We start from the raw sequence: 25,884 nt of genomic DNA on the forward strand, positions 1-25,884 counted from the left end.
AATTAAAAACAAAAATTCTATTTAAACCCATTCATCAACAATGAGAAAACTCACCATCCTTTTAATTTTCATGTTCACCACTTCTTTAGTATTTGCTCAAAATCAAAGATTTACTTATGAATATTCTTTTAAAATAGATTCTTTACATAAAGAAAACATTGAAAAAGAAATCATGAATCTTGATATTACCAAAGAGGGCTCCAACTTCTACAGTGCTTTGTTAATCAGCAGGGATTCCCTTTTTAAAGCACAGTTTGAGCGTGGAAAAGCGTCTCAATCTATGGTCTTTGATATGACAAAAATTAAGCAGGCAAAGGTTAATTTCCGGGTTTCCAAAGATTATCCCCAGCTGGAAACGGTTTATCATACGTCCATCAGTGCCAATAATATCGCTTTAAAAGAACAGAACAAAATAAACTGGACGATCTCTCCCGAAACAAAAACGATGGAAGGTTTTAAAGTACAGAAAGCAACGACCACTTTTGGCGGAAGAAACTGGATCGCCTGGTTTACGAATGATATTCAAATACAGGACGGACCTTACAAATTCTGTGGCCTTCCCGGTTTAATTTTAAGTGTCGGAGATGATAAAGGAGATCATATTTTCAACTTGGTTGGAAGTAAAAAACTCAATTATGAGCCCTTAATGATCAGTTCAAGCATGAAAGAAATTTTTGTGACCAATGAAAAATTCAATCAGCTCTGGAATGAATATAAAAAAGACCCTGCAAAAAATATAAAGATCATGCACAATTCTTCAGAAATGTCAGATACATTATTTTCTGGCCCCAATGGAAATCCTCTCACAAAACAAGATCTCATTAAAGGAAAAGAACAACGGGCACAGGAAAGTTTTAAGAAAAATAATAACTTTATTGAAAGAGAATTGTATAAATAATAGAACTACCCTATGCTGACACGGAATTTATACTAACCATGAATGCTTAAATTTGTAAACTAGACGAAATTTTAAAGAGTACTTCGTGCTAATATCCTATTCGTTTGAGCAATAAAATTTAATGGTAAATAAAATGATACAGTTAGAGGAATTAGACAAAACCAAAATACTTGAATTTCTAAAATTACAAATGTCAAAAAAGAAATTTGTGGTAACTCCTATTTCAATTTTAAAAAAATGTGGTTTTCCCGTTTCTGAGCATCACTTCCTACTTGAAAATAAAACACTGATTTTAAAACTAAAATATATTCTGGAAGAACTTAATGAAGACGGTATTCTCATCCAAAGGGAATCAAAACAGGATTTTAAAGGAGTAAGAGAAATTGGCTATGACTTTATTACTTAATAACTAAGGTAAGAAAGAACTACAGTGTCGTCTTGTACTACCTTCCTGTACAAATTCCCCTAACTTTGGGTATTAAATTTTTTCGCTTCAAATCGATCTTATAAAACTTACACTTAAAACATACATTATGAGAGCCACTCTTTTTTCCGGCATGCACCGTAAAATATATGTAACAACAATTTTCTCACTCTTTTCATTTTGCATTTTTGGCCAAAATATAAATCTTGACTCTATCAAAATAGATGTTCAGAATGAAAATTCAAAATTCTATTACGAAAAACTAATCTATAAATTTAAATTTGACCCAACTTCCCTATCAGATGAAGAAGTGAAAAATTTATATTACGGAAAAAAATTTTCAAATTATAAACCCCATTTTTTTGATACAGATTATTTAGATTTTACTAAAAACTTCGCACAGGGAAATTTGAAAAAAGCCATCATCTATGGAGAAAAATATTTAGAAAAAGATCCGATAAATCCTGAGGTTCTTACGTATCTGGAAATCGCCTATAGAAAAAAAGACAAAGAAGCCAAAAATTATTATTTATATTCTTTACAATCAAAGACATTATTAAACTGTATCATGAAAAATGGAGATGGGAAAACAAAAGAAACAGCTTTTAAAGTAAATTCGGTGGGCGAAGAGTATTTAATTGCAAACATCCTTGGTAAAAATATCAGAACGTTCAAAAGAACTTCAAGCATGGAAAAAGATGGAACCATTGATGGGTTTTCAAAAGGAAATGAATCAATTTACTTTATGGTGTTTGAAGATATTGAGAATTTTAAATAAAAGATGTAAAAAGCTAATGAAGAAAAATAACTCCTCATGCTAAATTCCACTACTCAAAAAATATCGAATTCTTAACAGAAATAAAACCAAACACTAAATCTTAACACCATTGAAAATAAAATTATTATTCCTTTCATTTTTTTGCTCATGGTTAGCGCACGCACAAACACTTCATTTTAAAAATCTCGCCAATATGTCTGCAGGCAGAGGTGCTACAGCCAGTGTCATCGTGAATGATGATATCTATGTGAGCAATGGGTATCAGGAAAAAGCAAGTGATGCAAAGTATGTTGAAAAATATAATATGACCCATAACAGCTGGAGTATGCTCAATTCTACGCTGCTTCCCAAAAGATTTGCTAATTCGGAGACTTACCATAATAAAATTTATATTTTTAACGGTTGGGGAAACAGCCATCTTGAAATTGTAGACCTTGCCACCAATACAGTCACGAAGGGGGCTGTTAATCGTTCCTATACAGGAAATTCAGGTTCAGCCATCCATAATGGCAGAATATATGTATTTGGCGGCAGCGGATTAAATGGGGCCGCAACCACCGTATTTTCTAATAAATTTCAGTACTATGATATCGCTTCAGATACCTGGAATCCATTACCCAATATGCCCACAGCCAGAGAAGCAAAGGGCAAAATTGTTAATGATAAGCTTTATGTCATTGGTGGTTTTAACGGGACTCCATCTCGTCTGATCAATGTTTACGACCTCAAAACTAATCTTTGGATCGATAAGTATACGATGCCTGTTGGCATATCCGGACATGCATTAGCTGTATCCGGTAATAAGATTTTTATTGTAGGCGGTTTTAATAATCAATCTTTCCTGGCCTATTTTGACACGACAACCAATAAATTACATCAGTTATCATCCAATATGATTCCCAGAAGACATGCTGCAGCGGAAGTATACAACAATAAATTATACATCATCGGTGGAAGTACAACGTCTCTCACCAGCTCAGCGATTAAAAGCATACAAGTGGCAGATATAAGCGAAAGTGTACTTTCTGCAAAGTAGGAGCCGTAAAAATTAAATATCTAAAACAAAGATCTACACCCACGCATCCAGGTAATCAGTAATAAAAGCAACAGTACGGAACCCGTCCCGAAGAAGAAAAACCAACTTTAAAACTTTGAAGATTGAAGAATTTTAATGAAAATCAATACCTTTCCAGTTTCATAAAGCCTCCGTACTTTGAGCAGTAAATAAATCTTTATAAAATATACTCTCAAAACTTCGTTTATTTAATAAAACTAACCATCATGTTTAAAACTCCGGACATCCCCACTGACAATCTGTACAAATTCATATCCATCTTTGGATTAGCCATTTTCGTACTATCTGTTTACATTCTTGTAAATAATCAACAATCCTTTGAGAACAGCATTGTAAACAGTAATTTAAATCATTCAAAAATTCTTTTGGAAAAATCTCAGAATGATTCGAAAAGAATAATTTTGGACGAGAAAATTGAAATGCTCCGAATAAAAATAAAAGTCAATTACGGGATAGAAAATACCTTAAAAATAACTGAACCCGAATATTCAAAAATAAATAACAAAGAGGGTTTTGAAAGAGATTATGAAAAACTGAAAGCATTTGAACTGGATAATTTATTGTTGGGGGATAAAGCCTTTCATATTGAGAAAAATCTAAAGAAAAATCACGAAAATACTAATGTATATACAACGATTCCTATGCTCATCTTATCAGTCATTGGGATTGGATTAATGATTTTCGGATTTTCACTATGGTACAACAAAACACAAAAATACTACGATAAGCAGCTTAAACATTACTTACTGTACTAAATGCGCTTCGGTTGCAACCCGTCATCAACAGAATATATCAATCTATTTGTTCCGATCATTGAACTGATGAGAAAACAATATCTGGCTACAAAAGAGATTTAACTAAGCAAATGAATGGAAATAGATAATTTTGAAATACATATTTGATACGCTGACTAGTACATCAATGTTTGTTAGTTATGTTGAAACACTTGCCCATCAATGGCTGGATAATATTCCCGTAAAATATTAGAAAGTGAACAGCTAACAAAGTAAGTAGGAAAGCTATTTTTAATATGACAACATTATTAAACTTAAAATTGAACCAATGAACGACACTTTTACAATTGATGACTTCCAAAATATATGGCAAAAGGTAAGTATTTTGCATAGCGGACAAACCTACGGTGGCCAGAATAAAAACGAGAAAATTGAATACATCAACCACATCGGCAGTGTTGTTTTTGAAATTATCAATGCTTCTAAAAATACACCTGACTTTAACTTGGAGCTTGCAGCAAAATGCGCGTTTTTACACGACACACTGGAAGATACCAACTTCAGCACGGAAGATCTGGAAAGAGAATACGGCCAACAAGTTCTGAAAGGGGTTTTAGCATTAACAAAAAATACAAAGCTTGAAAAGGAAGATCAAATGGCAGATAGTTTAAACCGGATCAAAGCACAGCCAAAAGAAATCTGGGCCGTTAAAATGGCCGATAGAATTTGTAATTTATATGCACCACCCTATTATTGGAACACCTCGAAAAAAGAAAAATACCTTGAAGAAGCAAAAACTATTTATGAGGATTTAAAAGAAGGCAATGACTATTTAGCAAAAAGGCTATTAGAAAAAATTGAAATGTATCCCAATAAATGAATCGCACATCCTGATCTGTTGTGCTTGGGTCACCAAAGTAACATTCATATTCCGGCACCCTTTTTCAGCGAACAAAATGAAAACCTAAAGGTGGTTTCTGGAAAAAAATATTTGGAAAGTAAATAACAACCGACAAAACTCATTAATTTCAAATAATAAGTCATTCCGCTCTCTTTTTTCAGAGCGGTTTCTTTATTTTTACAACCACAAAAGTGAACAGGACATGAAGAAAATAGAAACAAAAATAGACGAAGCTTTTAAAAACACTTTTCTGCTACCCAGAGAAAAAACAGTCACTCAATTTCTGGTAGATGTTTTAAGTTCAAAGTATCAATTCAGGGAAGATGATAAAAAAATTGAGGTGATCAGTTTGTACTATTATGCTTCAAGTCCGTTAAGCTTTTTATTTGTGTTGCCTCATTATGAATATTATTCCCCGGATAAAACCATTCAGATGGCAGAGCTTCATTTGAAAGAGCATTCATTCGAAGATTATTCTTATATGGAGGTTGAGGAATTATGCAAAAGGGTTCTGGATGAAAATAATATTGATTATTCTCCCTATCTTAATGCATATAATCAATTAGACTATGCTCATTACTGGGAAAACCAGTTCGGCTTGGAAAGTGCTTTCTTAATGCACTGCTGGAGAAACGCCAAAGAACAGACCCAGTCTAAAACGATCGGATTCTTAGAGTCTTCAGATGGTGCAGGTGGAGTCTTTGATATGGATAACGGCTTTGATGTTCCTTTCGATGTGGATATGGATGAATATCTTCGGTCTCATGGGTTTGTGATTGAAAAAGAGAGTTAAAAAATTACATTATGATTCAACCGGACTATTCAAAGATCATCAATAAAACGGCAAAGAAAGTTTTTAGACCTTACGATATCAAACAAAAAGGAAAATCAAGAATCTGGCTTGACGATAAGGGTTGGTACACCACTGTTATCGAGTTCCAACCGTTTACAGGAAGAGAGGGAAGCACACTCAATGTCGGCATCAACTTCAATTGGCATGAGCAGGTCTATTTTTCATTTGACATAGGTTCCGGGCAGGATGTTGATTTTATAGAATATGATGGAAATGAAGATCGCTTTTCAAAAGAGATTGAAAAACTTTGCGATCTGGCTCTTAATAAGGTTCTGGAATACAGAGAAAATCTTCAAAATATTCAGAAAGCCAAACCATTTATTTTGAGCCAAATCTACACCAGCGAAGATATTTGGGGAAACTATCATAAGGGAACCATATGCGGACTGACGAATGATTTAGTGGAACGAAATGAGTATTATCAAAAACTATTACAAGCCGATCATCCGGGAGAGTGGCTAAATGAATTAAAAGACCACGTCAATCTTCTGATCGCTGATTCCGGTCATCAGGATAAATTTTCTGGAAAAATCATTGAAATAATCAGTAAAACAAGAGCCTTGAAAAAACTTCCTGAAATGGAAATCAATTTTACAGACTGCTAAAAATGACGAAATATTTTTATTTTTTTCTTGTATTTTTGAACAGGGTTTAACTATCAATATATACTTAACAATATGAAAAAAATAATTCTAATTACTTGTATATTTTTAGTTCTGACTTTTATTTACTATCCTGTTTTTGAAAGCGAAGGAATATCTTATCTCATTATTTTCATTTGTTTCGTTATTATTTGCTTTTCAGGGGCTAAATTATATTTTCCTGGTGATAAAGACGATTATGATTCTATTGAAAAAGAGATTGATGAGCTGGAACAATTGAATGGGGATTTTCAATATACAAATGATGGATTTTACGCTATACAAAAGGACTCTTTTGAACTTATAAAATGGGATGACATTATTTCAGTACATTCATTTAGTATTCCTACTTCAAATCATAGAAACGAAACTGGTCTTGAAATAATTACCGACAAAAACAGGTATGAATTCAATAGTTATACACTTGGAATCGAAAAGCTAACCAATGAGATGTATCATCATCTTCGAGATTGGCAATTAGATTCTCCTACTATCAGAATTAATAATCACAGACTAAAAAAAACAAAATTGTATGAAAGACAACATGAAAAAAACCTTTGAATTTCTTAAGCAACTCGAAAAGAACAACAACCGTGAATGGTTTACAAAGCATAAAGCGGAATTTGATTCGGTGATCAAAGACAACAAAGTTTTTTTCACGCAGATTTACAATGAGCTTCAGGAGCATGACAACTTAAAAGGCATTCATATTTTCAGGATTTACAGGGATGTCCGTTTTTCCAAGGATCCTACGCCATATAAAAACAATTTTGGGGTTGGTTATTCCCGTTCGAAACCAATGTTGAGAGGCGGATATTATATTCAACTTGAGCCTGGAAACAGTTTTGTGGGAGGTGGATTCTGGGGTCCGGATGCTAAAGATCTCCTGCGTATCCGTAAAGAATTCGAAATTAGTACCAGAGAAATCGACAAGATTACGTCTGATGAAACTTTCAAAAAATACTTCGGTGAAATTGAAGGTGATGCCGTAAAAACAGCTCCGAGAGGTTTTGATAAAAATCATCCCGGCATTGATCTGATCAGAAAGAAACAATATGTGGTGATGAGGAAATTTACGGACAAAGAAGTTCTATCGGACAGCTTTCAAAAGGAAGTTCTTCTCACCTTATTGGCCATGCGTCCATTTTTTGATTATATGAGTGAAGTCCTGACGACGGATTTAAACGGAGAACCTTTATTCTAAAAATCAAATACAATTGTAAATAAAAGACGTTCTCTTTTCCGGAATCGTTTTTCGTTATATTTACTTTCCTAAAATGAATCCATGAAGGCAAGATTTGACACCATTATCCTGTATGTTCAAAACGTTGAATTGCTTAAAAACTTCTATGTTGAAAACTTCAGTTTAAAAGTAATTGAAGAAGACTCCGGTTGGGTTCTTTTGAATGCAGGAGCCGTCAATATCGGACTTCATAAAATCAGGGATCAGTATCTCGAAGAAATAGAGCCCGGTTATCAGTTTGATAATAATACGAAACTCGTTTTTGAAATTGATGTGGATATAGAATCGGCGAGAAATGAATTGATTTCAAAAAATACGACAATGCGAGAGATCAAAACCTTTGAAAATTATAATTTCTGGCTGTGTGACGGTACAGATCCGGAAGGCAATGTATTTCAGTTGAAAGTAAAAAAATAAAATTCCTTTCGAACCGATGTAAAAACTATTCACAAAAAGACTTTAATTATATCAACTATAGAACCGTTTTGAATACCAGAACGGTTTATTTTTTCAGAAGCGAATGCTATTTTACTTATTTTTATATTGAATAACCCATTGATCACAAAATCATTATGCCTCATTTTATTATAGAATGCTCGCAAGACCTTCTTCAGCAAAGAACGCCGGACGAAATTATGGATTCCGTGTATAAATCGGCGGATTCAACAGAATTGTTTGCTCCGAATGATATCAAAGTGAGACTTAGGCCCTATGAATATTTTAAGCTTGGAGAGCAGAAGAACAATTTCCTTCATGTTTTCGGATATATTATGGAAGGCCGCAATACGGAACAGAAGGCTGAACTGTCAAAGAAAATCTGCGCTCAGCTAACCGTTTTATTTCCGGATATTTCTTTCCTATCTGTCAATATCAGTGAATTTGAATCTGCTACGTATTGCAACAAAGCACTCATCAATCCTGAAAATGCAGATCAAAACCGTCATTTTGGGTTGTAGAAACCTGATTGAAAATAACTGAATATGTAATACCTGTATCTCTGAAGTTGTTTTTTAATAAAGCCCGTCATGAAAAATTTATACAGTCTATGCCTTTTTCTTTTGATGTTCACTTTCTGTACTGCGCAGAAAAAAACGTCACAGGAACTGCTCAAAACTCAAAAAGAATTAACGGATAAACTTGCAGAAATCAGTAAAACGACAAGCTTCAACGGATTTGGAGTGGCACTGGTTAATGACCGGGAAGTTTTATATCAGAACGGTTTCGGAATCGCACATATAAATCCTGTTCAAAAATACGATGAGCATACGGTTCAGAATATTGCATCGGTCTCCAAAACACTTATCGGCATTGCTATTCTTAAAGCACAGGAATTGGGAAAACTGAAACTGGATGACCCAATTAATACATATCTTCCGTTCAAAGTAATCAATCCTAGGTTCCCCAATATTCCCATCACCATCAGACAACTGACTACACATACTTCTTCGATTAATGATAATAATGGATATATGACCCAAACGGTTGTATTAAAAGATACTGCTGATCTGGCGAAAAATCTGAAAATCGATATTTCCCCTACAAAATTCAATCCTCCTTCCTCTAAAATTTCCATTGAAGAATTTTTGAATAATATTCTCAACGAAAAAGGAAAATGGTATTCGAGTGATGTATTTTTGGATAAAAAACCCGGTGAACTGTTTAATTATTCCAATATCGGAACTACTTTGGCCGCTTTGGTGCTGGAAAAAGCGACCGGAATTCCTTACGATACTTTCACGACCCAATATATTTTCAAGCCGTTAAAAATGAATCATTCAGGCTGGAATTTTAAGGCTATTAATTTTTCAAAATATACCCGGACGTTTATTGATAAGCAGACGCCTTATCCCTATTATTCACTCAATACTTATCCCGATGGAGGAATGCTGACCACTTCCGGTGATATGAGTAAATATCTGCTCGAACTGATGAAAGGGTATTTTGGAAACGGAAACATTCTGTCTAAAGAAAGTTATAAAGAATATTTTACACCCCAACTGAAAGCGGAAAACTTTCAGGACCGAAGCAACAGCGAGTACAGCGATGAATACAATATGGGCATCACCATGGGCTTCGGATCTACCGGAAATTTCGGACATACGGGTGGCGATCCGGGAATGAATTCCGTGATCTGGTTTTTTAAAGAGAAAAAAATGGGCAGATACCTCATCGTGAATACCGACTGGGATCCTAAAATGTCGGGGAAAGATCAAAAAGCTATTTACGACCTGCTTGATGAATATTTCGTCAGATTAGATGCGATCAGCAGGTCCGGAAACTAATCTTTTGCAACGAAATCATTTCCTTTACAGCCCTTTTTATTCTTATCAGAAAATAATTTTCACCCTATTTTTTTGTTATAAACCGGAAATAATATACATTTGCAACTATAATTAAATGAATATTCATTTAATTATAATCAATTGATAATACAACAAATATGCGCAACCGGGATCTTAACAAGGAAAACAGTATAAAAGAAAAGGCTATTAAAATCATTGTAAAAGATGGATTGGATGGTTTTACGATCAATAAGCTGGCAAAAGCATGCAATATCTCTGTAGGAACACCTTATGTATATTATAAAGATAAAGATGATCTTATTCTGAAACTGGTTATTGAGGAAGGAAAAAAAATGGAAACTGAGATCAATGAGGGATTTGATCCGGATTCTGCTTTTGATGAAGGAATGCGTGTGCAATGGACGAACAGATATCATTATGCCATCAAAAATCCTATGGTGCTTCCCTTTTTTGAACAGATCAATAACTCTCATTACAGCCATCAGTTCATTAAGATGTTTAATGAAAAGCCGGGAACGTTTATGAGTGAATTCAAGAACAATCTTTTACAGTTCATATCCAATGCAGTGCAGCGTGGAGAAATTGATGAGTTGCCATTTGAAATTTTCTGGTCCATTGCTTTTGCTCCACTCCACAACTTATTACGCTTTCACCAGCAGGGAAGAAATATCAACGGATTACCGTTTGTTTTAACAGACGAAATGGTATGGATGACCTTCGAAAAAGTCTGCAAAGCACTAAAAAAATAAAGAACAGAATAATAAAAAGTACAATGACATATTCATTTTTAATGATCGGCCAATCCAATATGGCAGGTCGGGGATTTCTGACTGAAATCCCTCCTATTTATGATGAAAAGATTAAAATGCTCAGAAACGGCAGATGGCAGATGATGTCAGAACCGATGAATTATGACCGTTTCACTTCTGGGATCAGTCTGGCTGCCAGTTTTGCTTCTTCATGGCGTTTACTACATAATCAGAAAGATGATATTGCCCTGATTCCTTGTGCGGATGGCGGGACAAGTCTGGATGACTGGTCGGTAGAAGGCCCATTGTTTCAAAATGCAGTTCAACAGGCAAAAGCAGCACAAAAAATAAGCACATTGAGTGGAATTCTCTGGCATCAGGGAGAAAGTGACAGCAATGGGCAAAAACACGGGCTTTATAGAGAAAAACTCGCTCTAATTATAAAAACGTTGAGAGAAGAATTGGACGCTCCAGATATTCCACTTATCATTGGAGGATTGGGAGATTTTTTACAGAACGGTATGTATGGTCAGTATTTCAACGAACATCATGAAGTGAATGCAGCACTGATGCAGTTTGCAAAAGATCAGCAGCACTGTTATTTTGTGTCTGCCAAAGGTTTGACAGCCAATCCGGACAACATTCACTTTAATGCTGTTTCCCAGAGAAAATTTGGGGTCAGATATTTTAAAGCTTTTCAGGAAAAGAACCACATCCTGGAAGCATTACCGGATGAGGATCAGATCATAGAAACAATCCACCAAAAGCCATTGACGAAAAATGAAAAACACGAATTACTTCAGGTTCAATGGGCAATGGGAACTATAAGTGCAGATGAATTCCAGGCTCAGGTAGCGAAACTTAGCTGATGCGTGGTACGTGTTTGAGAGTCGGAGGGTTTTAGTGTTTTGAGAGTCAGGTCTTCTGATGTCTAAACCTTCTATCTCCAAAAAATTCACAATTCACAATTTACAGAACGGTCTTTTGCAGGCCGTTTTTTATTTTGCAAATTCAATGAGTATTTTATTTATTTTTATATCACCTAAATCAAACTAAATATTAATCATCATGAATTTAAAAACATTAATCAATCACAGTGTTCAGTACAATAACTGGGTGGTCAATAAGTACATTGACTGGCTTTCCACCAAGTCCGATGAACAGCTTAATCAGGAAGTTATTTCAAGCTTTCCGACGATCTTAACCACTTTACACCACATCTGGCAGACGCAGCAATACTGGTGGAGTCATATCGCAGAAAACGGTGATTTCAATTTTCCTGAAATTTCTGCTGCCAACACTAAGGAAGAGATTTTCAACGGAATTAAAAACAATTCGCAGAAGCTGGTAGATTATGTAGAAACTTTATCCGAAGAAGATTTAACAAAAAATGTAAAAATTGAATCTCCGTGGTTTCAGTGTGACTTTTCCAAGTATGAATATATCCAGCATGTGATTGTTCACGGAGCTTATCACAGAGGACAAATCGTAACGATGGGCCGAAATGTAGGGATCACCGATGCACCTATGACGGATTATAATTTCTGGAATGTCTATAAAAGTTCGGAGGTAGAACAAAATTAACAAATAAAAGAGGCTTCAAATTTAACGTAGCAATCCATTAATGATCAAAAAAATACTTATCCTGTCTGCCATCTATGCATTTCTCATTACAGGAATCACTGTGACCCTATCACAAAAAGGAGACAGTTACCTGATTGCAATCGTTATCGTAAGCCTCATTTTCATCTTTTTGTTGGTTCGTATTATTTATAAGAAAAATATTTCAGGGTTTAAACCGGTAAATAACAGGCTAAACTATACCCACTCAGGTTTTCAGAATTTAAATAAAATCTCAACGAAACCCTTTCTGTTCGGAATTGAGAAAAACATCATTTCAGATCAGGAATTTTATTTTGATCAGGAACATTTCTATACCGTTAACAGCTATCAGCAGACCGCAAAATTTAATTTAAAAGATATCAGGGAAATCAGTAAGACCTCTGTTCAAATTAATAACAGCCGAATCTGGCAGGTAAAAATCAACAATAACGGTGAAGAAATTATCTTTAAATTCGCCCACAACTACACCATCTGGAATAAAAATTTTCTTGAATTTTACCGGAAAATTGAACAGCTGAATCCGTCTGCCATCCAGTCAAAATGGAATATTTGGACCATGTAAAATCGATCTTCCATTATGTTTAAATGAAAGTCAATCCTATTTTCTAAAAACATCATATTATGAGCTCTACCCCTATTGAAGAAACTCCTATCTATTACCACGGCACCAAAGCGGATCTTAAAACCGGTGACCTCATCGAAATTGGTTTTAGTTCCAATTACGGCACAAAAAGAAAGGCGAAATATATTTATCTTTCGGCTACGCTGGAAGCGGCAACCTGGGGTGCAGAACTCGCTTTCGGAGACGGGAAAGAAAGAATTTATATCGTGGAACCGACGGGACCTATTGAGGATGATCCCAATTTAACGGACAAAAAATTTCCGGGAAATCCTACAAAGTCTTACCGTTCTCTGCATCCGTTTAAGGTGATCGGGAAAGTTACAGACTGGCAGGGACATTCACCTGAGCAACTGAAAACGATGAAAGATCATCTGGAAAAGCTAAAACAACAAGGCATTGAAGCTATTGAAGACTGATAAAATATAACTAGAAGATGACAGAATCTGAACTTTGGGAAACGGAATTAACAACAATATGGGATCAATTGGGAAGCATTTCCAATGATGAATTCATTAACCGGATAAAAAAACATACGGACAAAATTTCTGCCGATGAACCCAACGCTATCGCAGATTTCGAAAGAGCCTGCGCGTATGACTCAACAGGTTTTGAAAAGAATGCGGAACCGCTTTACAGATCTGCATTAGCTTCAGGTCTTACCGGATTACGGAGAAGAAGAGCCCGGATTCAATTGGCAAGTACCCTTCGGAATAACGGAAAAATACACGAAAGCATTGAGATTCTCAGGGAAGAAAAGAAAAACTATTCCGATGAACTGGATGATGCTGTCAATGCTTTTCTGGCACTGTCTCTTTCATCGCTTAATAATGATAAAGAAGCATTGTCGTTGGTTTTGGAATCGTTATCCAAACATTTGCCAAGGTATAACAGATCGGTGTATAATTATTCGAAGGAGCTGGTACAATAAAAATCGAGCATCTTATAAGTTTTAAAGAAAATTTACGTTTAAAGCTCAGAACTTTACACCATAAAAACTCATTCATTCATGAAAATATTTTATGTAGTCCTTATTTGCTTTTCTTTGATATGCAACGGCCAGTTAGAAATACATCCAACATATTTAACCTCTGATAAAAATATCACATCTCAAAAGCTTGAGAAAACAGATGATATTAACCTTTTCCATCTTTCAAAAGTTCAGTATTTGGGAAGAGCGCAAGCTTCTATAGAATTAAGCTATACCGATTACGACCGGGATAATCCAATCCTTACCAATAATTATGAACGTCCTACTGATATTTTACATAAACGGTATAAAGATGATTACAAAAACATCAGACTTTTTGCGGATATCGGTCAAACAACACCTTTGAAACGGACCTTTCCTGATCTTACAAAAATCACAGAAGAAGAAATAAATATTCAACTGGATAGAATGGATAAAGGTAAAGAACAGACAAAAGAAATTCCAGAGATAACCAATTATTATGACGGATTTCCCGTTACCATTTATAACGAAGAGGATAAAGATATTATCATTGGATTTGGAAATCATATTCCACTGGAACTTGAAGCTTTAGACAAAGAAAATAACTGGAAAACAATTTATAGTCGCAGAATATATTCATGTGGTGTTGGAATACGATACATCATGCTAAAACCCAAACAGATCATAACTGTTTTTCAACCCAGATTGAGCGGAAATTTTAAAACCAAATTTAGGTACAGACTGAAAAATATGCTTTCCAATGAGTTCGAAGGAAAGATTAATGAAGATTATTTTAAAAACTGATATGAAAAATTTAGCTTTTGTTTTAACCTCTGTATTCCTCCTCTCCTGTGAAAGCGGCAAAGAAAAACTTTCAAAAGCTGAAAAAGAATGTGCAGCACAGACAAAAATTGACGGTTTTCCAGTTTCTTTCTTCGGATATTTTCCAAAAGATGCAGACAGTATTCATATTAAGATCAAAAGAGGAGATCAGGTGATTAAAAGTTACAACGACAAAATCCCAGATCTTATTTCCGATTCTTTGAGACACCAGAGAAATTATTTCGTAAAAAATGAAATACTTTTAACGGATACGGTATTTGTGAAAATTAAAAGCGAACCTGTTAAAAAGATCTATGGCTTTACATATTTGGTTCGAAGCCATAATACCATGATGAATAAAGACTGGGGCTGTGATTTCTATGAACTCATTGTAGACGGCAAAGTCAGCCAGGGTGCAACGGTAGACTTTACGATTAAAAACTGGAAAATCATTGACAGAAAGGACTGCAGAAAATATTATCATTTCTAGTCATCATTGCTCGCACATACATTTCACTTTTTACATGCTACATTTTACATTTCACAACATTCTATTTCTTTTCGTAATTTAACACTCCGGAAAAAGTTCCGCCACACCAAAATATCACATTATGAAAACTGCCGGCTATATCAAAGTGAAGCTGTCTATTCTGCTATGCGGTCTGTATTTTCTGTTCAATTCCTGTTCAGGACCGGAACCGGCATCAAAGATTACAGATATTTCTGATCTGAAAGCGGAAATCAGCATCTACCAAAAACTGACAGATGAAAATGACAACAGTATTTCTGTAGTCCTTCGTGATAAGAACGGTAAAATGTTTGGCAACGACTCTGTGAATATATGGGTGAATGGCAAAAAAGCAGAATACAAAATCGTACAGCAGCTCTATTACAACAAAAACTACCTGTACCACACTGAAAAAATAGCCCCGGAACATAATCAATATCATCTTCAGATTCAATTGGCCAACGGCAAAAAGTTTTTCCTGGGCAGGGTTCCTTCCCTGAAATTAAGCAGTGCAAGAAATATTATTTATGAAGAAGAAAACTCTTTGAACAAGGATTTTTCTATTCACTGGTCCGGCCTTCAGGATGTGAATGTACTTTACTTATCTAAAAGTGTTAAAATAGAAAACAAAGAGAAGAATAATATTGAAACGTTTATGCAACAGCCGGGAGATACCGTCAGGATCGGTCCGTCAGGAACTTACTCTCTGAAAAAGGAAAAGTTCTCCAAACCGGGTGAAACGTTAGATATCCTTGGATTTGAATTCACTGCTGAAAAAACAGGAACTGTCAATTCTAAGCTGTTAAAAGGAAGCAGCATTATGATAAGAGGAAGCCATGACGAGCATGCGAACTTCAAATAAAAAACTAATTTAATTTTTAAGACAGGATATTCCCGTACAGAATATCTCCAACTTTATTTAATCATCAATTATGCAAAACACTACAATCCAGGAAGAATGGTTCTCAAAAGGAGAACGATATGCAACAGAAATAAATGAAATGGTTGATTTCGGTGAAAAGAACGGCTGGGAAAACTGGAAAGGCGAAGAACCTGAAGACAAGAGATCAAATCTTGCCGAAAGCGTTTTTAATCTGCTTAAAACAGCCAATCAGAACGGAGATATTGAAAACTTCAGAGCCAATTTTCCGCCGGCTCATACGCCTATCATTCCTTTACTGGAAAACAGGTCGCAGAGCATTGAGCAGCTTCATTTTATTTCCGGTGAAAAGATCGTTTTCATGACCGGAACTTCTTATGAAAAAAGACAGGCTTATTTGCTGGATCATGGTCAGGTGACTCAACTTGACGAAAATATTCAGGCCATTGGAAAATCTAAACAGAATGATGTTTTTGCCATCGCAACTCCCGGTAAAATATCCGTTTACAAAGGTTGGGAAGGCGCAATCATCAATGAATTTGAATTGACCCAAACTGTAGAACTGGGAATTACAGAGCTGATCCCGTTCAATGATGGAAGCAAAGTTCTTCTGGTCACTTCATTCGGAATCTATCTGATCTCGCAGAAAGAAGAAAAACTCATTCATCCGATCAATGAAGATGACGAAGAAGACTGGACGCCTGATATTGATATGGAAAATGCCACCCTTTCCAACAACAATTCTTACATTGTGGTAGGAGACCAAAGCTATGATCACAGGATTTTAGATCCGGAAGGTAATACTTTAGGCTCAATCGGGGCACAGTCCTCCTATCCGCATTTCTGTCTGTTTGCGAAAGATGACAGCCAGCTGATCACGAATTCCTGTCATTTCTACAACGGGATCACCATAGGCATCAATTCCGGTCAGTATGAAGGCGCTGATATCGAAGCGTATACAGAAAGTGATGATTATACCATCATTGACGAAGAAATGCGAGTGTATGCAGGTACCGCTACAAAAGACTATTACATTCTGGGGGATGCTTACGGATACATCAAAGCATTTGATAAAGACGGAAAACAGTTGTGGAGACATTTTCTAGGTTCCTCCATCTCAGGAATAACCCTTTCGGATGATGAAAAAACACTTTGGGTGGCTGCCCATTCCGGGATTTTGCACCAATTGAAACTGGACAAAGGCCGACGGGATACACACACCATCGGAAACGGAAATCATTATGAGGAATTCAGACTGCTGATCTGGAAAGATGAGCCCCAGATCTGGAAATGGTAATATTTTTATAACGCAAAAACGCTCTGGCTTCAGAGCGTTTTTTTATTTTTACACTACCTAAACCTAATGAATAATAAACATGAAAAAAGTAGTTCTTGATCTCGCCGTTACTTTAGATGGATTTATCGAAGGTCCCAATGGAGAAACCGATTGGTGCATTATGGATGACGACATGAATTTTGACGGATTTCTGGACAGTATCGATACCATTTTTTATGGCAGGGTCAGTTATGACGCGTGGGGAAATTATAAGCCGGAAGACAGTGCTGATGCTGAAGAAAAGAAACTTTGGACATCTGTACATACAAAAAACAAATATGTCTTTTCAACACAGACCAAAGAGAATCCGCAGGCCGTTTTTATCAGTTCAGACATTGTTGAAAAAGTGGCAGAGATCAAAAAACAGGCTGGAAAAGACATCTGGCTTTATGGTGGGGCCAGTCTTATCAAAACCTTTATTCAGCTTCATCTTATCGATGTATACAGAATCTCTGTTCACCCTGTTGCCTTAGGAAGCGGAAAACCATTATTTGAAAATATGAAAGAGAGACTAGAACTGAAACTGATCGCAACCCATACCTTCCAATCCGGAGTGGTACAGCTCATCTATGAACCGCAGCGCCCATAAACAAATCTTCAAAAAAGCCCAATAATACAGGGATTTCACCATACTTTACAAATCTCTTTTTGTACATTAGCCTTTTAATCACAAACTTGCTATACAGCAAAACAATATATTAATCATGGAAAAATACGCACAATCGTCAGACGGACAGAAAATTCATTATAAAGAAAGCGGCCAGGGAAATACTACCCTATTATTCGTACACGGATGGCTCGGCAATGCAGAATGGTGGAACAGCCAGGAGGCCTATTTCAGGAATACCTATCATATTGTACAAATGAGCCTTGCCGGACATGGATTGTCTGATAAATCACGAAAAGAATGGTCAAGTGAGCTGTATGCAGAAGATATCAAGACAGTAGCAGATCAGATTGATTCATCCGAAATTATTCTTATAGGACATTCCATGTCGGGAGCTTATGTTCTGGAAGCTTCTTTAAAAATACCTCAGGTTAAGGCTCTTATTCTGATAGACACCATAAAAGATTTTGATGAAGCCTTTACGGATGAGCAGGCTGAGCAATATATGTTTGTACATTATCGCAATGATTTTAAAAATGCAGTTGAACATATTCTTCCTCAATATCTTTTTGTGGAAAACACACCAACTGATGTAAGAGAAAGACTGCAGAATGAGTTTCTTAAAAACACATCGGAAGCAGCCATTTATCTCCTAAGACCTTTATATATAAAAGATTTCAGAGATATCGCTTCAAAAGTTCAGGTACCGGTAAGAGCCATCAATTCTGATAATTCTCCTACTAACATTGAGAATAACAGAAAGTATTTAAAAGATTACGACTTCGTTGAAATAGCAGGAACCGGTCATTACCCAATGCTGGAAAATCCGGAGAAGTTTAACGAATTACTTGAACAGACGATCAAAGAACTTATCTAAATTCCTTACACCAATCCGTTATTATGCTCAATATCTCCACAAACGAAGAAGGTCTTTCGAGAAAAGAAAGAACTGAGGAAATCCTTAAAAAAGAAGGCATTAAAATTAATTTCAACCTTCCCTATATAGAAACAGAAGAAGAAACCACCCTGAGAACTTCTGAAGAAATCGCGCGAAGGCTGACCGTTCTTGCTGTCACCAACCTTATCGCTTTTGATTCCATAGAGCCGGAAGAAGCCATTGATTATTTGAAAGAACATGATCTCTGTGACTTTGTAACTCCGGACGAAAAAGATTTTTTAAACGATCCTACAGAACACAAAAAATCTCAGGAAAGCTGGAAGTGTGAATGCATCTGGGTTTTATTCTGGGCCTTAAAAATCGTTGACACTCTACCCTTTCCCGATGAATTATGCGATCTGAATGATATTCCGGCGGAGCATTATCCTGTGGGCGGCGATCTTGATCCCAATGATTTCATCAATCGAAGGTACGAAGTCCGTTCAAAATCTGAAATCCTTGATGCTGCCGATTTATATTACAGATACGATTGGGCCTGTGTAGATGCCCGTATCAACAACCTTGAAATGGAGAAAATAGATTCCGGGATTGTGTATGAAAGACATTATGCGTTAAACTGGCTGATCACGTATATGGATCAGGATTGGGATGATGTTTCATGTGATACTTAATCTGTGCAACAAGAAATTTTCTTCCACAATCATGTAACTCATTCCTAAAATTCCTTTATTCAAAGGAATTTTTCCTTGGCTTATTACTTTTGGCTTGAGGAGCAATCAATATCTGAATAGTTTTGTCCTATACAATATAACAACACTATGAATAAAGAATTGATTTTTCTAAGAGCGTTTGCTTTTGCAACAGTAATCGGGATGGTTTTCCTCACGACCTCAGCTTTTAAAACAAACGGAAATCAAAAATTCACGGAAATTGATGTCGAAAGAATTAATATCGTAGAAAAAGACGGTACGGTAAAAATGATCATCACCAATGTTGACCGGTTTCCCAACGGAAATGATAAAATCAATACCCGACCAACCAATCAAAGCCGGAAAAAACGTTCAGGAATGCTGTTTTTTAATGAAGACGGTATTGAATGTGGAGGATTTATCTATGACGGACAAAAAAAGGAAAACGGACATAGCTCTGGTTTATCGTTAACCTATGATCAATACGACGGAGATCAGGTGATGCAGCTTTTAACCCAGGATTATACAAAAGGAGGCAAACGGTTTGTATCCAGCAGTCTTGCTTTTAATGATCGTCCTTCAGAAGAATCACAAATTAAAACTTCCGAAATTATGAAAGAGCTTGAAGAACTCCGGAAAAAAGATCCTAAAGTCATGCAGCAAAAGTATGACGACTATGTAAAAAAGAATCTGATAGGAGGCGCTCCGAGAATTATGCTGGGGAAATCCAAAGCTGAAAATAACGGCCTCTTTTTGTTTGACGACAAAGGAATGCCCAAAGCGATGTTCTATATTGATAAAGAAAATAATGCAAAACTTGATTTCTATAATGACAAAGGAGAGGTCACCGCATCATTCCCGGATCATAAGACAAAATAATTTGAGTCATCAGCAGCCCTTTATTTTTTATAGGGCTATTTTTGTATCATCTGACCAGAATATCTATGAAAAATATGTTGAACGAAATTAGACAAAGCAAGTACTTTCTATTTTTTGTATTTCTTTTTGGCTATGCCCAATCCATACAGATCAGGCTTCTGGTAAGGAAAACACTTGACTGGTATATCTTCACTCCGGAAGCAGCAGTCCTGTCTTTTATAAGTGCCGGAATTCTGTTTTTTGTGATGCATTTCTTTATGAAACACTGGCAGAAATCAGATACTTTCAGCACGGGTGAAGCATTAAAAATATTCAGCACCTCAATGCTCGTCTATTTAGCTGTTATGAAGCTATTAGGATTGTGCATCTCACTGGCATTTAACACTCTTGAAAGAAATTTCAATCAGGAGACCCTGATACTTTCAACCCTGTCCGAAACAATGGACACTTTTATCTATGGAAGTTTTTTTCTGGCTTTCTACTATTATCAAAAAAACAAAAGAAAACAAAAACAGATCGATGAATATAATCAGGCATTCTCCGAAGCAAAGATCAGTCAGCTCAAATCACAGCTTAACCCTCATTTCCTGTTCAATAATCTGAATGTTTTAGACCAGTTAATCAACGAAGATCAATACAAAGCCTCTGATTTCCTGAATGAATTTGCTGACATATATAGGTATGTTCTTCAGGTTTCTGATAAAAGTTTAATCTCAATAGATGAAGAAATTTCTTTTGCAAAAAAATACTTCAACCTCATGCAGCACAAGTATGGCAATGCTTATCTGCTGGAAATCCAAAATCTAAACACCAGGGGACAAATCATACCGCTCACCCTGCAGCTGCTTTTGGAAAATGCCATTCAGCACAACCTCGGAACAGAAAAAAATCCTGTTTTGATTACCATCTCTGTGGACAGCAGTCTTGTCGTATCAAATAATACCGTGATCAAAAGAAACACAAAATCCACTTCCGGAAGGGCACTGAATAATCTGAGGCAGCAATATGCTCTGTTAGCCAGTACACAGTTTGAAATCATCCATACGGAAAATGAGTTTTCAGTAACTTTACCCATAATCCCATGACAAGAGAAATGATCAAAATTCTTATCATTGAAGATGAAATCCCGGCAAGAAAAAAACTCAGAAGATTTCTGGACGAGGTACACGAACCCATTTCCGTAGAAGCAGAGATAGATACGGTACAGGATGCTGTGAATTTCTTAAAAACCAATGTCTCTATTGACCTTATCCTTTCAGACATTGAACTTCTGGATGGAAATGCATTTGATATTTACCGTGAAGTACAGGTTTCCTGCCCCATCATTTTCACAACTGCCTACGACCGGTTTTGGATGGATGCTTTTGAAAGCAACGGCATCGAATATCTTTTAAAACCTTTTTCATTAGATAGATTCCAAAAGGCCTGGGATAAATTTCTATTGCTAAGAAATAATCAGCCCACAGATCATTCTCTGCATTTAAAACTGGATCAGATCATTGGTAATTCAGCAGAAAAAAAATTCAAAGGAAGATTTTCCGTCAATACCACTCAAGGGATTTATTTTTTTGAGACCAAAGACATTCTGTTTTTTGAGGCTGACGAAGGCGTTGTTTTTGCTCTGCATAAAACAGGAAAAAAACATCTGCTGAACATATCTACCCTCAAGGAAATTGAAATACAACTTGATCCGCTGGAGTTTTTCAGGATCAACCGCAGTGAGCTGGTGAATAAAAAATTCATCGAAAGAATTGAACGTTATTCTAAAAATGCATTAGCTTTAAAGATAGAGGGATATGACAGACATTTGATAACCAGCCAGAGCAATACCAGCCTCTTCCGGGAATGGATAGAAAAATAAATTTTGAACCGAGTAAACAGCCCATGATGCAACAGGAAATCATTGACCAATTCAACAGCCTTTCAGAAGGAAAACTCACCGCACAGGAATGGCTGAGCTGGTTCAGCGATCATAAAGATGACGTAGAAAAAATATGTGGAAGAACAGCCTTTCTTAAAATAAAACCAAAGGAAAGTTTCAGCGGGGTCAGAAATCTGTACATCGGGCAGCTGGGCGCTTTTGACTGGCTAAAATCTGTGAAAATAAATGCTGATTTTTCTGATCTTTACAAAAAAGGCTGGGAAAGAGAATTTGATGATTTCTGTAAAGCAGAAAAACTAAAAGAAAAGCAGCTTCAGCAAGACGTTGAAAATAAATTCGGGTATTTAAAAGACAGCTATCCAAAATTTTTCAGGCAGCTGACCAAATCATACAGTAATTCTGACATCATCGAAGCCGGTGTACAGCAGGAATTCATACACAATAAAGAAAAAGAGCTTTCCATCAAACTTCCTGATGACCTGATAATATGGTACCGGAATGTATCCGTTTTAAAATTAGAAGGGCTGGAAATGGATTGTAATGAATTAACGGTCGAAACTATTCAGAAAAAGCAATATCTGGTTCTGGGAGAATTTTGGATGTATGGTGACGGAGATCAATTGCTGTACAGTCTGGAGAATCAAAATATGTACGTACTTGCCCACGAAAATGCACCTCCGAAAGTGATAAAAATAGCGAATTCACTGTCTGATTTAATAGAGAAGAAAATAGTCTTTTATTTGAAGGAGTATGAATCATAAGAATTAAAACTTTTTATCTTTGGAGAATGTCTCGATACTTATCAAAATATGGACAACCCAACTCGAGAAATCTCTAAAAGAAAAATAATTACAACCTTATCTATATCATGTATAAAATACTTCTTACCTTATTTTTAATAATTTTCATAAATAAAAACCTGTACTCCCAAAATATAAATTTGGAAGAATATGAAGTTTACTTTGGAAACACCTTAATTGCTAAGCAGGATTTCATTAAAAACAGCCAGAATTTAAATGAGGTTCAATCAAAAACACTTGAATTTAAACCTATAACAGATGGATTTAAAAAGGCTTACTATTTGAATGGAAAACTATATTCAAGCGGCAAGATTGAAAATCTGAAAGAAAATGGGGTCTGGGAATACTGGCATCCTAATGGACAAAAAGCCAGAAAAGGAGAATTTATTAATGGAAAGCCAAACGGAACTCATGAATATTGGTACGAAAACGGAAATATCCGGGGCATAGGAAACTGGAAAAATGGAGTATACGATGGCAAATGGGAAATGTATAATGAAAAAGGGCTCGAAAAGACAGTTCAGGAATACAAGGATGGAAAACAGATTCTTTAAATCAACAATTATCAAATAAAAAATATCAGAATTTTATAAATTAAGCCATTCTAACTTTGAATGGCTATTTTTTTTGAACTTAAAGCGACAATTGATAAATAGCATCAAAAATCCCTTCTCCAATTCAAAAAACTTCCCGAAATTTGCCGTCTGTGCGTTAAATATAATCAATGAAATAAAATTTTAAATCAGAACATACAGTAAAACTTAGTATAAGTTTTCTTCGGGGCAGGGTGAAATTCCCTACCGGCGGTTACAGTCCGCGACTCCTTTCTTTTGAAGGGACTGATTTGGTGAAATTCCAAAACCGACAGTTAAAGTCTGGATGGGAGAAGAAAATGAAACGGTCAGTAAGATTCCTTACGGGCTTATTGTGCCGTATTTCATTTCCATGTACCGAAGACTATTTTAACTTTTAAAAGTAAAATAACATGGAAAAATTATTAGAACAATTTGGAGCGACCTCCACAGAACGTGTAGAAAATGCACTTCTAAAACTACAACAGGGAAAAGGAATTCTTTTAGTAGATGATGAAAACCGTGAAAACGAAGGTGATATCATCTTTCCCGCATCCACCATTACAGAACAGGACATGGCACTTCTGATCCGCGAATGCAGCGGTATCGTATGTCTTTGCATTTCGGAAGAAAAAAGCAGGCACCTGAATCTCCGTCCGATGGTAGAAACCAACAACTCAAAAAACCAGACCGCATTCACCATTTCTATCGAAGCCAAAGAAGGCGTTGAATCCGGTGTTTCCGCAAAAGACCGTGTAACAACGATCAGAACAGCTGTGGCTGAAAATGCACAGGCCGCTCACATTGCAAGCCCGGGACACGTTTTCCCACTGATTGCCAAACAAGGTGGTGTTTTCGAAAGAAGAGGCCATACCGAAGGCAGTGTAGACCTTGTAAAAATGGCCAATCTCGGTGATGATGCCGTACTTTGTGAACTGACCAATGAAGACGGTTCAATGGCAAGGCTGCCGGAAATCGTGAAATTTGCATCTTTAAAAGAGATGAGCGTAGTCACTATTGAAGATATCTACGCGTACCGCAAAATCATGAGCAACTAGAAAAAATATTTAACGCACAGAACAGCCATCCGATCATACCGGATGGCTTTTTTGTTTAAATTATTCATTAAAAACAAGTTAACATAAAAATTAATATCTGTTTTTATTTATCTTAGTAAAAATTTTGACCATGAAAACATCACTACTCTTTTTGCTGGGTATTTCCGGCGCACTTTCCGCACAAATCACGCTGACCAAAGCGGCTAACGATCCTTTATCGGGCGATACTGTAAATCATTACACGGTAACGGGAACCGTAAACAATACCGCTACAGGAGCCAATGCTACCTTTTCAAACGGCAGCCTCGTACAGGGAGCAGCTTCTCCAACGGTGTATTCAACACCTTCTGCGGCAGAGATCACCACATTTCCGGGCTCTACGATCAAAATGGCCAGCGGGGCAACGACGATTTTTTATAAATCTTCCGCTACAAAACTGGAAATCACCGGAGTAATCAATCCTGAAGCTACGCTGAACTTTTCTGTAGACAATGGTACGTACATGAATTACCCTACCGCTTTCAATGTAAATCAAACCGATAATGCCAGAGGAAATTTCACCTCATCTGTGGCTAACGGACTTTTCAGCGGGACAATGGGCACACTAGCCGATGCCCACGGAACCCTGATCATCGGCAGCAGAACTTATACGAACGTATTGAGAGTAAAATTTACACAGAATTTTAATTTATACGCTCCATTTGATGTTGCCTTAACCAATCCGATCGGAACTTTTACCAACACGGCTTATTCTTATTATGACGGCAGTCACCGATATGCATTGCTGACATCTACCAGCGGAAATATTTCAGTTCCTTTGCTGGGAATCAATCAATCTACTTCAAGTGCTGTAGCTTTGGGTGAAACATTTTTAGCAACGGCTGACCATGCAAAAAAAGAGGATTTCACTGTTTATCCTAATCCGGCGCAGGATTTTATCGGATTCAAAGGAAATACAGGAAATTACACGACAGCTAATATCTATAGCTTAGACGGTAAACTGATCAAAACATCAGATCTGAAATCCGGCAAAGTACAGATCTCTGAGCTTCCGACAGCCAATTATTTCATTCAGGTTTCCGGAAAAGACGCTAAGACAGAAACAGTGAAATTCATCAAGAAATAAACCAATACAACATTATCAACAATCAACCCCGTTC

At 36.3% G+C, this 25,884-nt stretch carries 33 protein-coding genes and 1 riboswitch; all 33 genes read left to right on the forward strand.

All coding sequences use genetic code 11. The features are described 5' to 3' along the window. Positions 1-40 precede the first annotated feature (40 nt). A complete protein-coding gene (locus BM143_RS15815) occupies positions 41-898 on the forward strand; it encodes a GLPGLI family protein (protein WP_090025458.1) in 858 nt (285 codons plus the stop codon). Between the two features lie 190 nt (positions 899-1,088). Further along, positions 1,089-1,304, forward strand: coding sequence for a hypothetical protein (locus BM143_RS15820; RefSeq protein WP_139222057.1), 216 nt, complete (start codon positions 1,089-1,091; stop codon positions 1,302-1,304). A gap of 127 nt (positions 1,305-1,431) precedes the next feature. Continuing rightward, positions 1,432-2,100: a DUF4919 domain-containing protein gene (locus tag BM143_RS15825; RefSeq protein ID WP_090025462.1), complete on the forward strand. Its 669-nt coding sequence runs from the start codon at positions 1,432-1,434 to the stop codon at positions 2,098-2,100. Positions 2,101-2,293: 193 nt separating this feature from the next. After that, a complete protein-coding gene (locus BM143_RS15830) occupies positions 2,294-3,136 on the forward strand; it encodes a Kelch repeat-containing protein (RefSeq protein WP_090025463.1) in 843 nt (280 codons plus the stop codon). A 245-nt stretch (positions 3,137-3,381) separates the two neighbouring features. Next, positions 3,382-3,930 (forward strand): hypothetical protein, encoded by a 549-nt coding sequence (locus BM143_RS15835; protein WP_090025465.1) that lies wholly within the window; start codon positions 3,382-3,384, stop codon positions 3,928-3,930. Positions 3,931-4,237: 307 nt separating this feature from the next. Further along, on the forward strand, positions 4,238-4,789 hold the full coding sequence (locus BM143_RS15840) for a bifunctional (p)ppGpp synthetase/guanosine-3',5'-bis(diphosphate) 3'-pyrophosphohydrolase (RefSeq protein ID WP_090025466.1): 552 nt from the start codon (positions 4,238-4,240) through the stop codon (positions 4,787-4,789). Positions 4,790-5,012: 223 nt separating this feature from the next. Continuing rightward, positions 5,013-5,603: a hypothetical protein gene (locus BM143_RS15845; RefSeq protein WP_090025468.1), complete on the forward strand. Its 591-nt coding sequence runs from the start codon at positions 5,013-5,015 to the stop codon at positions 5,601-5,603. An 11-nt stretch (positions 5,604-5,614) separates the two neighbouring features. Beyond that, the gene (locus BM143_RS15850) at positions 5,615-6,268 is read left to right on the forward strand and encodes a hypothetical protein (RefSeq protein ID WP_090025470.1); all 654 of its coding nucleotides are present in this window, start codon (positions 5,615-5,617) and stop codon (positions 6,266-6,268) included. 72 nt (positions 6,269-6,340) lie between these two features. Then, complete coding sequence (locus tag BM143_RS15855) at positions 6,341-6,865, forward strand: hypothetical protein (RefSeq protein ID WP_090025472.1); 525 nt, start codon at positions 6,341-6,343, stop codon at positions 6,863-6,865. Next, positions 6,837-7,508, forward strand: a complete 672-nt coding sequence (locus BM143_RS15860) for a DUF2461 domain-containing protein (protein WP_090025473.1) — start codon at positions 6,837-6,839, stop codon at positions 7,506-7,508. The genes BM143_RS15855 and BM143_RS15860 overlap by 29 nt, the downstream gene beginning before the upstream one ends. An 81-nt stretch (positions 7,509-7,589) precedes the next feature. Beyond that, entirely contained in the window at positions 7,590-7,964 is a 375-nt protein-coding gene (locus tag BM143_RS15865) for a VOC family protein (protein WP_090025475.1), read from the forward strand. 155 nt (positions 7,965-8,119) lie between these two features. Further along, positions 8,120-8,503: a 5-carboxymethyl-2-hydroxymuconate Delta-isomerase gene (locus BM143_RS15870; protein WP_090025477.1), complete on the forward strand. Its 384-nt coding sequence runs from the start codon at positions 8,120-8,122 to the stop codon at positions 8,501-8,503. Positions 8,504-8,572: 69 nt separating this feature from the next. Then, positions 8,573-9,829 (forward strand): serine hydrolase domain-containing protein, encoded by a 1,257-nt coding sequence (locus tag BM143_RS15875; RefSeq protein WP_090025478.1) that lies wholly within the window; start codon positions 8,573-8,575, stop codon positions 9,827-9,829. A gap of 158 nt (positions 9,830-9,987) precedes the next feature. Further along, positions 9,988-10,599 carry a TetR/AcrR family transcriptional regulator gene (locus BM143_RS15880; RefSeq protein WP_090025480.1) on the forward strand — a complete coding sequence of 204 codons (612 nt, stop codon included), beginning with the start codon at positions 9,988-9,990 and terminating at the stop codon, positions 10,597-10,599. A 23-nt stretch (positions 10,600-10,622) separates the two neighbouring features. Beyond that, a complete protein-coding gene (locus tag BM143_RS15885) occupies positions 10,623-11,468 on the forward strand; it encodes a sialate O-acetylesterase (RefSeq protein ID WP_090025826.1) in 846 nt (281 codons plus the stop codon). 199 nt (positions 11,469-11,667) lie between these two features. Then, complete coding sequence (locus BM143_RS15890) at positions 11,668-12,183, forward strand: DinB family protein (RefSeq protein ID WP_090025482.1); 516 nt, start codon at positions 11,668-11,670, stop codon at positions 12,181-12,183. Between the two features lie 40 nt (positions 12,184-12,223). After that, positions 12,224-12,784: a hypothetical protein gene (locus tag BM143_RS15895; RefSeq protein WP_090025483.1), complete on the forward strand. Its 561-nt coding sequence runs from the start codon at positions 12,224-12,226 to the stop codon at positions 12,782-12,784. A gap of 59 nt (positions 12,785-12,843) precedes the next feature. Further along, entirely contained in the window at positions 12,844-13,260 is a 417-nt protein-coding gene (gene arr, locus BM143_RS15900; protein WP_090025485.1) for an NAD(+)--rifampin ADP-ribosyltransferase, read from the forward strand. A 17-nt stretch (positions 13,261-13,277) separates the two neighbouring features. After that, complete coding sequence (locus tag BM143_RS15905; protein ID WP_090025486.1) at positions 13,278-13,772, forward strand: tetratricopeptide repeat protein; 495 nt, start codon at positions 13,278-13,280, stop codon at positions 13,770-13,772. Positions 13,773-13,850: 78 nt separating this feature from the next. Then, positions 13,851-14,597 carry a hypothetical protein gene (locus tag BM143_RS15910; protein ID WP_090025487.1) on the forward strand — a complete coding sequence of 249 codons (747 nt, stop codon included), beginning with the start codon at positions 13,851-13,853 and terminating at the stop codon, positions 14,595-14,597. A gap of 1 nt (position 14,598) precedes the next feature. After that, a complete protein-coding gene (locus BM143_RS15915) occupies positions 14,599-15,105 on the forward strand; it encodes a hypothetical protein (RefSeq protein WP_139222058.1) in 507 nt (168 codons plus the stop codon). Between the two features lie 121 nt (positions 15,106-15,226). Next, positions 15,227-15,985 (forward strand): hypothetical protein, encoded by a 759-nt coding sequence (locus BM143_RS15920; RefSeq protein ID WP_090025491.1) that lies wholly within the window; start codon positions 15,227-15,229, stop codon positions 15,983-15,985. Positions 15,986-16,055: 70 nt separating this feature from the next. Then, positions 16,056-17,300, forward strand: coding sequence for a hypothetical protein (locus BM143_RS15925; RefSeq protein ID WP_090025492.1), 1,245 nt, complete (start codon positions 16,056-16,058; stop codon positions 17,298-17,300). A 79-nt stretch (positions 17,301-17,379) separates the two neighbouring features. Beyond that, on the forward strand, positions 17,380-17,928 hold the full coding sequence (locus tag BM143_RS15930; protein WP_090025494.1) for a dihydrofolate reductase family protein: 549 nt from the start codon (positions 17,380-17,382) through the stop codon (positions 17,926-17,928). A 115-nt stretch (positions 17,929-18,043) separates the two neighbouring features. Further along, positions 18,044-18,823, forward strand: coding sequence for an alpha/beta fold hydrolase (locus BM143_RS15935; protein WP_090025495.1), 780 nt, complete (start codon positions 18,044-18,046; stop codon positions 18,821-18,823). Between the two features lie 23 nt (positions 18,824-18,846). Beyond that, positions 18,847-19,515, forward strand: a complete 669-nt coding sequence (locus BM143_RS15940) for a DUF4272 domain-containing protein (RefSeq protein ID WP_090025497.1) — start codon at positions 18,847-18,849, stop codon at positions 19,513-19,515. 147 nt (positions 19,516-19,662) lie between these two features. Next, complete coding sequence (locus BM143_RS15945) at positions 19,663-20,412, forward strand: hypothetical protein (protein WP_090025498.1); 750 nt, start codon at positions 19,663-19,665, stop codon at positions 20,410-20,412. A 74-nt stretch (positions 20,413-20,486) separates the two neighbouring features. Next, a complete protein-coding gene (locus tag BM143_RS15950) occupies positions 20,487-21,497 on the forward strand; it encodes a sensor histidine kinase (protein WP_167375300.1) in 1,011 nt (336 codons plus the stop codon). 8 nt (positions 21,498-21,505) lie between these two features. Beyond that, on the forward strand, positions 21,506-22,273 hold the full coding sequence (locus BM143_RS15955) for a LytR/AlgR family response regulator transcription factor (RefSeq protein WP_167375301.1): 768 nt from the start codon (positions 21,506-21,508) through the stop codon (positions 22,271-22,273). Beyond that, on the forward strand, positions 22,258-23,055 hold the full coding sequence (locus BM143_RS15960) for an SMI1/KNR4 family protein (protein ID WP_090025503.1): 798 nt from the start codon (positions 22,258-22,260) through the stop codon (positions 23,053-23,055). Before BM143_RS15955 ends, BM143_RS15960 begins: the two co-directional genes overlap by 16 nt. Positions 23,056-23,162: 107 nt before the next feature. Then, positions 23,163-23,648, forward strand: a complete 486-nt coding sequence (locus BM143_RS15965; protein ID WP_090025505.1) for a toxin-antitoxin system YwqK family antitoxin — start codon at positions 23,163-23,165, stop codon at positions 23,646-23,648. A gap of 215 nt (positions 23,649-23,863) precedes the next feature. Continuing rightward, a riboswitch (FMN riboswitch) is annotated at positions 23,864-23,989 on the forward strand. Positions 23,990-24,079: 90 nt separating this feature from the next. After that, the gene (gene ribB, locus BM143_RS15970; RefSeq protein ID WP_090025506.1) at positions 24,080-24,724 is read left to right on the forward strand and encodes a 3,4-dihydroxy-2-butanone-4-phosphate synthase; all 645 of its coding nucleotides are present in this window, start codon (positions 24,080-24,082) and stop codon (positions 24,722-24,724) included. A 130-nt stretch (positions 24,725-24,854) separates the two neighbouring features. Then, the gene (locus BM143_RS15975) at positions 24,855-25,850 is read left to right on the forward strand and encodes a T9SS type A sorting domain-containing protein (protein ID WP_090025508.1); all 996 of its coding nucleotides are present in this window, start codon (positions 24,855-24,857) and stop codon (positions 25,848-25,850) included. Positions 25,851-25,884: the final 34 nt, after the last annotated feature.

The organism is Chryseobacterium oleae (genome assembly GCF_900115055.1).
GTDB classification, from domain to species: domain Bacteria; phylum Bacteroidota; class Bacteroidia; order Flavobacteriales; family Weeksellaceae; genus Chryseobacterium; species Chryseobacterium oleae.